Raw genomic sequence first — 12,022 nt, 5'->3', positions numbered from 1 at the left:
GTACAGACTGGCGGGCATGGCGTCAAAGGATCCCGCGGTGCGCTCGCGTCGCAGCGGCACCGAGCGGCGCGCGCAGATCGCGGATGCCGCCGAACGCATCGCTCGCGAGCACGGGCTCGGCGCCGTCACCCTGCGCGCCGTCGCGGCCGAGATCGGCGTCGGGTCGGCACTGGTGGCACACCACGCCCCGAGTATGGACGCCGTGGTCGCGGGGGCCTTCGAGGCGATCGTCGCCGCCGAGCTCGCCGACCTCGAGCTGCTGCGAGCCGCGGCCGGCGACCCCGTCGCAGCCATCGGAGCGCTGCTGGCGACACTGCTCGACGGCACTCGCTCGGACGTCACGCTCATCTGGGTGCAGGCGTGGGCGCTCGGCGGGCGCAACGACGCGCTCGCCGAGCGCGTGCGCGCTCAGACGGACGCCTGGGTCGAGTTCCTCGAGCGCATCGTGCGCGACGGCGTGGCGCGCGGCGGCTTCCGCGTCGAGGATCCTGCGGCGGTCGCCGCTCAGCTGCTGGGCATGATCGACGGGCTCAACGCTCATGCGCTCGTCTCGTGGCGCGACGCCGACGCCCGGATCGCGCTGATGTCGACCGCCGTGGAGGCGATGCTCGGGCTCACGCCGGGGGTGCTGGCCGCGCGCCGATAGCCGCATCCGCACCGGGCAACTCCCTCGCACACCCGACGCGGTTTGTTCAAGCGGCTGCGCGCTCGGCGCCGCGGCCCCGTAGCGTAGGAGCACGCGCGGGAAGGGACCGTCCATGGCACACCGAGCACTCGTTCTCACCGGATCGGGCCGATACGCCGACCCCTGGCATCCATTCGCCGAGGTCGGAGCGCAGGTCGCCGACATCCTGCGCGAACGGGACTGGGAGGTCGCCGTCTCGGACGAGGTCGACGACGGGATGGCCCATCTCGACGGGTACGACCTGGTCGCGGTGTGCGCGGGCGACCCGTGGCGCGGTGGATCCCGCGGTGCACCGCCGGCGTCGGTCGCCGGCTTCGCCGCGGCTCTGGATCGCGGCATCGGCGTGCTGGCGGTGCACGCGGCGGTGTCGTCACTGCGGGACTATCCGGAATGGGCGCCGGCGCTCGGCGCGATGTGGGTGCCGGGCCTGTCGTACCACCCCGAGGCGGGAGAGATGACGGTGCAGGTCGAGCCCGACACGGTGCCGGCCGAGGTGCCGACGACGTTCCACACGCACGATGAGCGGTACTGCGCGCTGCAGCGACTGGGGCACCGCACCGTCGTCGCCTGGCACGAGGGCGACGGAGCGAAGGAAGCCGCGGCCTGGGTGCGCGAGCACGAGGGGGGTCGCATCGCCGTCGACGTTCTCGGCCACGACGCCCGCGCGTTCGAGTCCTCTGGTCACCGGACGCTGGTCGCGGCCCTCGCAGGATGGGCGGTCGCGGCGAGGTAGCGCTCCACGACCATCGCCGTGATGCCGGCGGTGGTGCAGAGTAGCGGTGTGCCCGTCGTCTCCGCGCTGTACCGCTACCCCGTCAAAGGCTTCACGCCCGAACACCGCGACGAGCTCGTCGTCCAGCCCGACGGCCGGATCGCGGGCGATCGCGTGCTCGCGTTCCGCTTCGCCGACGCCACTTCGCCCGAGGACGCCGACGGGCTGGAGTCGTGGCCGAAGAGCCGCGGCCTCGCGCTCATGGACTTCCCCGCGCTCGCCCGGGTGCAGCTGGGCTACGACGAAGATGCCCGCACGGTGAGGGTGAGCGTCGACGGACGCGTGCTCGCGGAGGCGGGGTTGGACGAGGCCGGGCGCCGCGAGCTCGAAGAGGCGGTGACCGCGTACGTCCAGCGATCGCCCGACGTCCGGCGGCTCGAGCGGGGCGGCGTGCTGCCGCTCCGGCTGGTCGGCGACGGCGTGACCTCCCGCTTCCAGGACCGCGCCCGCGGCTACGTCTCGCTCCACGGCGCTGCATCGGTCGAGGAGGTGGATGCCGCGGTGTCCGCGCTTATCGACAGTCGCCGGTTCCGCTCGAACATCGTCCTCGAGGGTGTCCCAGCCTGGGACGAGCTCGGCTGGACCGGCCGGGTGCGTGTGGGTTCGGTGCTGTTCGATGTGCAGCGCCCGATCGGCCGGTGCGCCGCGATCATGGCCAACCCCGACACGGGCGAGCGCGACGCACGACTGCTGCGGGTGCTCACCTCCGAGTTCGACCAGGCCGAGCCGACCCTCGGCATCCTGCTGCTTCCCTCCGAGGGCGGCGGCGCGGTCCGGGTGGGCGACGAGGTGACGGTCGAGGCCGGCTGAGGCTGCGCGGCTCGCGCCGGCCCGCTATCCGCGCAGGTAGACCGTCGCCGTCTCGGTGAAGAAGTCGCGCGCCACCGCTCCCTGCTCCTTGGGGCCGAGGGCGCTTCCGCGCGACCCGCCGAACGGCACGTGCAGGTCGGCGCCGGCGGAGGCGGAGTTGATGTGCACGACCCCGACCCGGATGTCGTCGATCGCGGCGAGGGCCCGGCCGAGGTCGGTGGTGAAGACCGCCGTCGACAGCCCGTACTCGCTGTCGTTGACGAGAGCGAACCCTGCCGCGGCGGAGTCCACCCGCCGTACGCCGACCACCGGGCCGAAGAGCTCGTCGCGCCAGAGCTCGCCGGGATCGTCGTCGGGCAGCGCGAACACGGAGGGCGGGACGAAGAAGCCCTCGGCGAGCGGCCCGTCACGGTAGGGATCCGGCGCGACGATCGGCGTGGCGTACGCCGCGGCCCGGCCGAGCGCGCCCACCACGCGGTCGCGCGCGCGGGCATCGACGACCGGCCCGACCTCGACCCCCGCGGCGAGAGCGTCTCCGACGACGGCCGCGCGGGTGCGTTCGGCGAGGCGATCGAGGAAGGCATCGGCGACGGCGTCGTGAACGACCACCCGGGAGGTCGCCGTGCACTTCTGCCCGGCGGCCCGGAACGCCCCGATCGCGACCTGTTCCACGGCGAGATCGAGGTCTGCGTCGTCGAGCACGAGTGAGGCGTTCTTGCCGCCGAGCTCGCCCTGGAACGGGATGCCGCGCGCAGCGAGCCGGGCAGCGACGTGCCGGCCCACGCGGGTGGAGCCGGTGAAGGTCACCGCGTCGACGTCGGGATGACCGACGATGGCCTCGCCGACCGCCGCGGAGCCGCTGACCAGGTTCAGCACGCCGTCGGGGAGCCCCGCCTCGACGAGCGCCTCGGCCAGACGCATCGCCAGAACCGGCACGGCCTCCGCCGGCTTCCAGACCAGGGTGTTGCCCCAGACCAGGGCGGGGGCGAGCTTCCACGCGGGGATCGAGAACGGGAAGTTGAAGGGGGTGATCGCGCCGATGACGCCCACCGGTCTGCGGACGACGAGGATGCGCTCACCGGGGGTGGGGGACTCGTAGACCTCGCCCGAGGCGCGTTCGATCTCCTGCGCGTGGTAGCGGAGGATGTTCGCTCCGTGTCCGACTTCGGCGACCGCCTCGACGAGGGTCTTCCCCTCTTCGCGGGCGAGCTCGCGTCCCCACTCGTCGCGGTGCGCCGCGACGATGTCGGCCGCCCGCAGCAGGATGGCTGCGCGAGCGCGTGCCGGAGTGCGACGCCAGCCGTCGGCCGCGGCCCGCGCGGCCGCGAACGCGCGATCGACATCGGCCGCCGAGGCGCCCGGGCCCCGCGCGACGACGTCGGAGGGGCGGCTCGGATTGACGTCGACGAGCTCGTCGCCTCCGCCGCTCTGCCAGCGGCCGTCGATGAGGTGCCGGATCTCGGTCGTCGTGCTCATCGCTTCTCCTCGGGGGACGCGGTGCGGAAGGCGGGGATGCCGGTGATGTGGGCGCCGAGCACGAGGGTGTGGATCTCGTCGGTGCCCTCGTAGGTGCGGACGGACTCGAGGTTGGCCGCATGCCGCATGGGCGAGTAGTCCGACGTCACCCCGTTGCCGCCGAGAACGGTGCGGGCCTCGCGGGCGACGGCGATGGCGGCCCGTGTGTTCGCGAGCTTGGCCACCGAGATCTGGTGCGGCTGCAAGCGTCCCGCATCCTTGAGGCGGCCGAGGCGAAGCGCGACGAGCTGAGCCTTCTCGATTTCGATCGCCATGTCGACGAGCTTGCTCTGCGTCAGCTGGAACGAGGCGATGGGCTGGTTGAACTGCATCCGCTCGCCGGCGTATGCGAGGGCCGTCTGGTAGCTGTCACGCGCCGCGCCGATGACACCCCAGCCGATGCCGTAGCGGGCCTCGTTGAGGCAGGAGAAGGGAGCGCGCAGGCCGCGCGCCTCCGGAAGGCGCGCATCGAGGGGCAGGCGTACGTCCGCCAGTGCTATGTCGCATTGGATCGACGCCCGCATCGACATCTTCGGGGCGATCGGGGTGGCGGTGAAGCCGGGGGTGTCGGTGGGGACGACGAACCCACGCACCCCCTCGTCGGTCTGCGCCCAGATGATCGCGATGTCGGCGATGGAGGCGAGGCCGATCCACCGCTTCGCCCCGTTGATCACCCACTCGTCGCCCTCCTGCCGGGCGAAGGTCGTCATGCTCGAGGGATCGGATCCCGAGTTCGGCTCGGTCAGGCCGAAGCACCCGATCACCTCGCCTCGTGCCATGCGCGGGAGCCACGTCTGCTTCTGCTCCTCGCTGCCGTGCTTGTGGATCGCGCTCATGGCGAGCGACCCCTGCACAGAGACGAACGTCCGCAGGCCCGAGTCGCCCGCCTCGAGCTCGAGCGCGGCGAGACCGTACTCGACCGCGCTCCGGCCCGGGCATCCGTAGCCCGTCAGGTGCATCCCGAGCACCCCGAGCTCGGCGAGCTCGGGGATCAGCTCCGCCGGGAAGTGGGCGGTGTCGTACCAGTGGGCGATCCGGGGTCTCACCCGGGAGTCGACGAAGGCGCGGACCCGGTCGCGCACATCGCGCTCGGCGTCGCTGAGGAGCTCGTCGAAATCGAGCAGGTCGGGCGTGGCGCTCATGCTTCCCCCTCGGGGTCGGTCGGGTCGGCGGTGGCCGTGCGGATCGCGCCGACCAGGATGTCGAGACCGGCCCGCAGGATCTGCGGGTCGATCACGAGCGGGGGCAGGAGCCGGATGACGTTGCCGTGGGTCCCGCAGGTGAGGGTGAGGACGCCGGCGGCGTGGCAAGCGGCGGAGATGCGCTGGGCGAGATCGGCACGGGGGGCGAGCGTGTCGGGGTCGGCGAACTCGACCGCCATCATGGCGCCGCGTCCTCGCACGTCGGCCACGACACCGATCTCGTGCCGCAGCGGCTCGAGGGCTGCTCGCACGGTGCGTTCGATGTCGGCGACGGCCTCGAGGACACCGGGCTCCTCGAGGATCTCGAAGACCGCCAGTGCCGCTTCGCAGGCGAGGGGGTTGCCGGCGTAGGTGCCGCCGAGGCCGCCGGGGTGGACGGCGTCCATGATGTCGGCCCGCCCGGTGACGGCGCTCAGCGGCAGCCCCGCGCCGAGCGCCTTGGCGGTCAGCAGCAGGTCGGCCGTCACGTCCTCGTGCTCGCTCGCGAAGAGGCGGCCGGTGCGCCCGAGCCCACTCTGGATCTCGTCGATGACCAGCACGATGCCATGTCGGTCCGCGATCGTGCGGAGACCGGCGAGGAACCCGGGTGCGGGGACGACGAAGCCGCCCTCGCCCTGGATCGGCTCGACGACGAGCGCGGCGAACGCCTCTCCGCCGTGCTCGTCGACGATCCGCTCGATCTCGGCGAGGACCTCGGCGACGGGCCGGCCGCGCAGCGGATTCGCATTGGGAACCCGCACGATGTCGGCGGGGAACGGCCCGAACGACGTCTTGTAGGGATGCTCCTTCGCCGTCATGCCGAGAGTCAGCAGCGAGCGACCGTGATAGGCCTCGTCGACGACGAGGACGCCGGGACGGCCGGTGTAGGACCGTGCGATCTTGACGGCGTTCTCGACGGCCTCCGCGCCGGTGGTGAACAGCCCCGTACGCTTCTCGTGGTCGCCGGGCACACGGTCGTTGAGCCACTGCGCCACGCGCACGTAACCCTCGTACTCGGTGACCATGAAGCACGTGTGGGTGAATCGTTCCGCCTGGGCGGCGATGCGCTCGCGCACCCGCGGATTCGCCGCCCCGACGCTCGTGACGGCGATGCCCGATGCGAAGTCGATGAACTCGTTCCCGTCGACGTCCTCGAGGGTCGAGTCGGTGGCGCGGGCGACGAACACGGGCAGCGTGACGCCGAATCCCGGCGGCACGGCCTGGGCGCGCTCGGCCTGGAGGCGGCGAGACACGGGTCCGGGGATCTCGGTGACGAGGCGGGGGAGGGTCATGAGCCGACTGTAGGACGCGCTCGACGCCGTCGGCAGGGCGGTTCGCACCGGACTGGCAGATAACCTGTGCGGATTGCACAATAGGGGCGTGACGACCCTGGCCCAGTTGCTCGAGTCCGCCGACGGTGCACTCGTCCCCGTGACACCTTTCGACCCGTCGCGCGCGGTCACCGGCGTGCACGTCTCCGAGCTCGCTGCGCCCGGGCGTTATCTCGCCGGCGGAGAGCTCCTGCTCACCACCGGCATTCCGGTGACCGGGGGTCCGGGCGATGACGCGTACGTCAGCGCCCTCGCGGAACAGGGCATCGGCGCGCTCGGCCTCGGCCTCGGAGAGGGGTGGGATGCGCCTCCTCCCGGCTTCGCGGCCCGCTGCCGTGAGGCGGGCATCCCGCTGTTCGTCGTCCCCGACGGCGTGCCGTTCCTGGCCGTCTCCCGCGCGCTCACCGCCCTCGAACGCCGGGTCGAGCGCGACGCCGGCCTGCGGGCCGCGTCCGCCCACACCCGTCTCGCCGAGGCCGCCGCGAGAGACGAGCCCCACGCGGCGATCGTGCGCACCGTGGCCGAAGCGGTCGGCGGCTGGGCCGCGTGGGTGCCGGCGTCGCCTCGCGACGGCGCCGCCCACTTCCACCCACCCGGTCTGTCGGGCCTGCTGCCGTCCGTCGTCGCCGACGTCCAGCGATCGCTCCGCCGGTCCGGTGTCGCCGCCGCTTCGTTCGCCGCGCACGGTGCGGTCGCCGTGGTCTTCCCCGTCGAGGTGCGCGGTCGCACCGCCGGGGCCCTCGCGATCGGCTCGGGTCGGCCGCTCTCGCGCGTCGACCGGCAGCTCGCGCTCACCGCTACGGCTCTGCTGCGCGCGGGATCGGCGTTCGACCGCGGCTCCGAGCCGGCGGAGTGGGTCGCTCGACTGGCCTTCGCCGGCGAGGCCGACGCGGCCCGCGCCCTCGCACGCGAGGCGGGCGTCGAGGTGCCGCGGGTCGTCCGGGTCACCGTCGCCGGCGCCGAAGCCCCGCCGCATCCGCTGTCGATCGTCGAGGACGGTCGCCGGCTCGCCCTCGTGGAGGTCGACGACCTGCCCCAGCCGGGGGCGACGAGCGCCCCGGTGCCGCTCGCCGAGGTCGCCGTCGTAGCAGCGCGCACGATCGCGCTGCACGGCAGCACTCCGCCGGGCGTCTCGGTGGTCGAGCCCGACGACCGGGCGGCGGCGTGGCTGGCCGTGCTCACGCCGGAGCTGCGCACGGCGGTGCGAGCCCACCTCGCGGAGGGTCGGCGGATCGAGCAGACCGCGCGCCACTTGGGCGTCCACCGCAACACCGTCCGGCAGCGGGTCGCCGCAGCCGAGCGCGCGATGGGTGCGAGCCTGGCCGACCCCGACGTCGCCGCCGAGCTGTGGATCGCACTGCGCCCGGTCAGTCGCTGAAACCGGCGAGCCAGGCCAGGACGTCGTCGGTGTGCTCACCGAGTCGGGGAGGCGCCGTGGGGGCGCTCGCGACCGGCGGCTGCCAGACGATCGGGGGCCGTACCTGACGCGACACGCGTCCATCCTCACCGATGGTGTCGTACACGGGATCGAGCCCGAGATCCTCGGCGAGCGCGATCCCGTCGCCGATCGTGTTGACGACGCCCGCGGCCACCCCGACGGCGTTCAGGCGCTGCGCCCATGCCGCCGCGGTGTCAGCGGCGAGAGCATGCTCGAGGGCCGACGCGAGGTCGTCGCGACTGCCCACGCGCGCGGCGTTGGTGGCGAAGCGTTCCTGTCCGGCCAGCTCCGGGACGCCCAGCGCCGCGGTCATCCGGGCGAACTGCACGTCGTTGCCGCAGGCGACGGCGAGCGGCCCGTCAGCGCAGCGCAGCACCTCGTAGGGCGCGATCGAGGGATGCCGGTTGCCCAGTCGCGCGGGCTCGGCGCCCGCCCCGAGGTGCGCCGAGGCCTGGTTGACGAGGGCCGCCTGCAGGCTGGAGAGGAGGTTGACGTCCACGCGCGAGCCGCGGCCGGTCAGCTCGCGGCGACGCAGCGCGGCGAGCACACCGATCACCGCGTCCTTGCCCGTGAGCACGTCGACGAGCGCGACGCCCGCCTTCATCGCCGCGCCGTCGCGTTCGCCCGTGATGTGCATGAGGCCGCCGACGGCTTGAGCGACGAAGTCGTACCCCGGAAGGTCGGCGCCGCCCGACGTGCCGAATCCGCTGATCGAGGCGTAGATGAGACCCGGATGTCGCGCCGAGAGCGTCTCCCAGGCGAATCCGAGACGCGCGAACTGCCCCGGACGGAAGTTCTCGATCACGACGTCGCTGTGGGCGATGATCTCGGAGGCGCGCTCGCGGTCCGGAGGATCGGTGAGATCGAGCGTGATGGACGACTTGCCCCGGTTCGCCGACTCGAAATAGGTGGTCATGCCCGAGGGCGCGTACGGCGGTCCCCAGGCGCGGGTGTCGTCGCCGCTGCCGGGCCGCTCGATCTTGATGACGCGCGCACCGAGGTCTGCGAGCGTCATCGTCGCGAGGGGGCCGGCCAGCACGCGCGAGAAGTCGGCGATCACGACGCCCTCGAGTGGGGCGCTCACGCGCGGACCCGCCCGAGCTCGCGAGCCGTCGACTGGCGAGCCACGACGGCGATGGGGAACTCCACGTCGGCACCGCGGGAGCGCCGACCCTCGAGCACGTCGAGCAGCAGGCTCGCGCAGGCGACGCCGGACTCGCGGGGCCGCAGGTCGATCGAGGTGATCGACGGGCGCAGGAACGGCAGCGACGGGTGGTCGACGCACGAGACCACGGTGATGTCCTCGCCGACGACGCGGCCGAGTCGCTCGAGGGTCGCGACGACCTCGATCGCGCTGGAATCGGGACCGCACACGATGACGTCGGTCTCGGGCCGCTCGGCCAGAAGGGCCTCGGTGCGACTTCGCACCTCGATCCACGGCGACTCGAACGAGACCGGCGCGATGACGGGGTCGAGGCCTCGGTCGGCGCAGGCGCGCCGGTAGCCTGCGACGAGCTGGCGTCCCCAGTCCGACGAGTCCGGGGCGACGACGAGCGCGGGATGCCGGCTGCCGGTTCGGTCGATCTCGTCGAACAGGCGCAGCATCCCCGTCTCGTGCGACGACCAGACGACACCCACCGGATCGCCGTCGACGCCCGCCGGCAGGTGCTCCTGGGTGACGATCGGGATGCCGGATGCGAAGAGCGCCGGCAGCGCGGGATCGCCGGCGAGGGGGTCGCCGATGATGAGCCCGTCGGCGCGCAGCGGACGGGACCGGCCCGAGGAGACCGAGGGGCTCACGATCGTGACGTCGACGTCGTGGGCGGCGGCGTGCGTGACGATGCCGAAGGTGAAGGCCATGTAGTACGACGAGCGCGAGACGACCTCGGGCAGCACGATGCCGATCGTGCCGACGGAACCGGTGCGAAGATGCCGAGCAGCCGCGTTGACGGTGTACCCGAGCTCCGCGGCGGCTGCCAGCACGGCCTCGCGGGTGGCCGACGAGACCCGACCGCTGCCGCTGAGCGCATCCGACGCCGTCGTCTTCGCCACGCCTGCGCGGCGGGCCACGTCGATGAGGCGCGCTCTGCCGGACCCGTGCATGCGGCCGAGTCTAATCACACCGATCCGACCGTAACGCGCTCGCAACATTTGGGGTCTTGCGCCGTAACCGACGTCTCGCATACTTTTGCCGGAACGTTCCGGCACCCGACCGCGGATGCCCCAGACCGGAGATGCGATGACCTGCTCCTGCACCACCACCAGCACGCACACCCAGCGTTCGCGCCGTCTCGGCGACGAGTCGGGCGCCCCCTTCGCCACGCTTTCTGAGCGGGAACTCCAGCGCGCCGCACAGATCCTCCGCGCGAACGGCGCGCTCGACGACGGGCACCGCATCGCCTACATCGGCCTCGATGAGCCCGATCGCCGCGAGGTCGCCGCCGGCCGGCCGGTCGCGCGCCGCGCCCGCGTGCAGCTGCTCGACATCGCGAGCGGGACTGCCCGCGACATCGCGGTCGACCTCGACGCGGAGCTTCTCGCGTACGACGCCCCCATCGAACACGACGTCAGCGGTCAGGTTCCGCTGCTGCAGGAGGAGCACGCGCTCATCCGTGACCTCCTCGCCGTCGACGAACGCTGGCTCGCCGCGCTGGCGCTGCGCGGAATCACCGACCCGTCGACGGTCGCGCTGGCCGGACTCTCGGCCGGGCGCTACCCGATCGAGGGCGAGGACGGCAGGCGGCTCGCGCGGGTGCTCGCGCACCACCAGCCGACCCCGCAGACGATGCCGTGGGCGCACCCGATCGACGGCCTCGTCGCCTACGTCGATCTGGCCGCCCGCGCCGTCGCGCAGGTCGTCGACACCGGGGTCATGCCGATCCCGCAGGAGACCGCCGACTACCATGTGCCCGGAACCTTCGGCCCCGAGCGCACGACGCAGCGGCCGATCGTCATCCAGCAGCCGGAGGGGCCGAGTTTCTCCTTCGAGGGCGATGTGCTGACCTGGGAGAAGTGGTCGTTGCGCATCGGCTACGACATGCGCGAAGGCCTGGTTCTGCACGGCATCGGATTCGAGGATGCCGATCGGGTACGTCCGATCGTGCACCGCGCCTCGATCGCCGAGATGCTCGTGCCGTACGGCGACCCCGGGCCGGTGCGGTTCTGGCAGAACTACTTCGACACCGGCGAGTACCTCCTGGGTCGTCTGGTGAACTCCCTCGAGCTCGGCTGCGACTGCGTCGGCGACATCACCTACCTCGACGTGCCGATCGCCGACGCCCGTGGCGACGTCAAGGTGCTGCCCAACGCCATCTGCATCCACGAGGAGGATGCCGGCGTGCTCTGGAAGCACACCGAGCAGTTCACCGGCACCAGCGACGTCCGCCGTCAGCGGCGTCTGGTGGTGTCGTTCTTCGTCACCGTCGGCAATTACGACTACGGCTTCTACTGGTATCTGTACCTCGACGGCAAGATCGAGTTCGAGGCCAAGGCGACGGGCCTCGTCTTCACCGCGGCCTACGACGAGCGGACGAGCCGTTTCGCCAGCGAACTCGCCCCGGGCCTGGCCGCGCCCTACCACCAGCACCTCTTCTGCGCGCGGCTCGACATGGCCGTCGACGACGGGCCCGCCGTGATCGACGAGGTCGATGTGACGACCGTGCCCATCGACGACGGCAATCCGCACGGCACCGCGATCGGCTTCACCGCCACCCGCCTGACGCGCGAGAGCGACGCGGTGCGTCGAGCGGACGCGTCGGTCGACCGCACCTGGCGCGTGAGCAGCGCCACCGCACGCAACCGCTTCGGCCGCCCCGTGTCGTACGTCCTGACGCCCGAGGGCAAGCCGGTGCTGCAGGCTCACCCGCAGTCGGTCATCGCCTCGCGGGCCCGATTCGCCACCGCCGACCTCTGGGTCACCGCCTACGACCCCGACGAGCGCTACCCCGCGGGGACGATCGTCAATCAGAGCGTCGGCGAGCAGGGGCTCCCCGCCTTCATCGCCGACGACGCGACGATCGAGCCCGCCGAACTGGTGCTCTGGCACACCTTCGGACTCACCCACTTCCCGCGACTGGAGGACTGGCCCATCATGCCGGTCGACTCGTGCGGGTTCACCCTCAAGCCCCACGACTTCTTCGACCGGAACCCGACCCTGGACGTCCCGGCGTCCACGACCTCCTGCTCCTGCGCCCACGAGGCGGCCGGCTCGGGGTCCAGCCCGCACCACTCGCTCCACGCGCACCATCAGCACCACCTCACCGTCCCGCCGTCGAGCCCCGCACCCTGAAC

Annotated in this window: 10 protein-coding genes; 5 read left to right on the top strand and 5 right to left on the bottom strand. The window is 72.5% G+C overall.

The features are described from left to right. The first annotated feature begins 16 nt into the window (after positions 1–16). The 3 genes from HW566_RS07540 (at position 17) to HW566_RS07530 (ending at position 2,267) form a co-directional block, all read left to right on the top strand. Positions 17–646, top strand: coding sequence for a TetR/AcrR family transcriptional regulator (locus tag HW566_RS07540; RefSeq protein ID WP_178011723.1), 630 nt, complete (start codon positions 17–19; stop codon positions 644–646). 112 nt (positions 647–758) lie between these two features. Continuing rightward, entirely contained in the window at positions 759–1,418 is a 660-nt protein-coding gene (locus tag HW566_RS07535) for a ThuA domain-containing protein (RefSeq protein WP_178011722.1), read from the top strand. Positions 1,419–1,466: 48 nt separating this feature from the next. Beyond that, on the top strand, positions 1,467–2,267 hold the full coding sequence (locus HW566_RS07530; RefSeq protein ID WP_178011720.1) for an MOSC domain-containing protein: 801 nt from the start codon (positions 1,467–1,469) through the stop codon (positions 2,265–2,267). Positions 2,268–2,291: 24 nt separating this feature from the next. On the opposite strand, the gene HW566_RS07525 is transcribed toward HW566_RS07530, so the two are convergent. From HW566_RS07525 to gabT, 3 genes are read right to left on the bottom strand one after another with little or no spacing between them, the layout of a single operon-like run. Next, positions 2,292–3,743, bottom strand: coding sequence for an aldehyde dehydrogenase family protein (locus HW566_RS07525; RefSeq protein ID WP_178011718.1), 1,452 nt, complete (start codon positions 3,741–3,743; stop codon positions 2,292–2,294). After that, on the bottom strand, positions 3,740–4,924 hold the full coding sequence (locus HW566_RS07520; protein WP_178011716.1) for an acyl-CoA dehydrogenase family protein: 1,185 nt from the start codon (positions 4,922–4,924) through the stop codon (positions 3,740–3,742). Before HW566_RS07520 ends, HW566_RS07525 begins: the two co-directional genes overlap by 4 nt. Next, positions 4,921–6,255, bottom strand: coding sequence for a 4-aminobutyrate--2-oxoglutarate transaminase (gene gabT / locus HW566_RS07515; protein WP_178011714.1), 1,335 nt, complete (start codon positions 6,253–6,255; stop codon positions 4,921–4,923). The genes HW566_RS07520 and gabT overlap by 4 nt, the downstream gene beginning before the upstream one ends. An 88-nt stretch (positions 6,256–6,343) precedes the next feature. Between gabT and HW566_RS07510 the strand changes: the two genes are divergently transcribed. Beyond that, entirely contained in the window at positions 6,344–7,672 is a 1,329-nt protein-coding gene (locus HW566_RS07510; RefSeq protein ID WP_178011712.1) for a PucR family transcriptional regulator, read from the top strand. On the opposite strand, the gene HW566_RS07505 is transcribed toward HW566_RS07510, so the two are convergent. Together HW566_RS07505 and HW566_RS07500 are read right to left on the bottom strand one after the other, a co-directional pair. After that, positions 7,662–8,816 carry a CaiB/BaiF CoA transferase family protein gene (locus tag HW566_RS07505; RefSeq protein WP_178011710.1) on the bottom strand — a complete coding sequence of 385 codons (1,155 nt, stop codon included), beginning with the start codon at positions 8,814–8,816 and terminating at the stop codon, positions 7,662–7,664. The two genes, HW566_RS07510 and HW566_RS07505, sit on opposite strands and share 11 nt — an antisense overlap. Beyond that, on the bottom strand, positions 8,813–9,835 hold the full coding sequence (locus HW566_RS07500) for a LacI family DNA-binding transcriptional regulator (protein ID WP_178011708.1): 1,023 nt from the start codon (positions 9,833–9,835) through the stop codon (positions 8,813–8,815). Before HW566_RS07500 ends, HW566_RS07505 begins: the two co-directional genes overlap by 4 nt. Before the next feature lie 115 nt (positions 9,836–9,950). Between HW566_RS07500 and HW566_RS07495 the strand changes: the two genes are divergently transcribed. Beyond that, positions 9,951–12,020 (top strand): primary-amine oxidase, encoded by a 2,070-nt coding sequence (locus tag HW566_RS07495; protein WP_218621658.1) that lies wholly within the window; start codon positions 9,951–9,953, stop codon positions 12,018–12,020. Positions 12,021–12,022: the final 2 nt, after the last annotated feature.

Origin of the sequence: Microbacterium oleivorans (assembly GCF_013389665.1) — a bacterium.
GTDB lineage: Bacteria > Actinomycetota > Actinomycetes > Actinomycetales > Microbacteriaceae > Microbacterium > Microbacterium oleivorans_C.
This window is presented reverse-complemented; position numbering and strand designations above follow the sequence as displayed.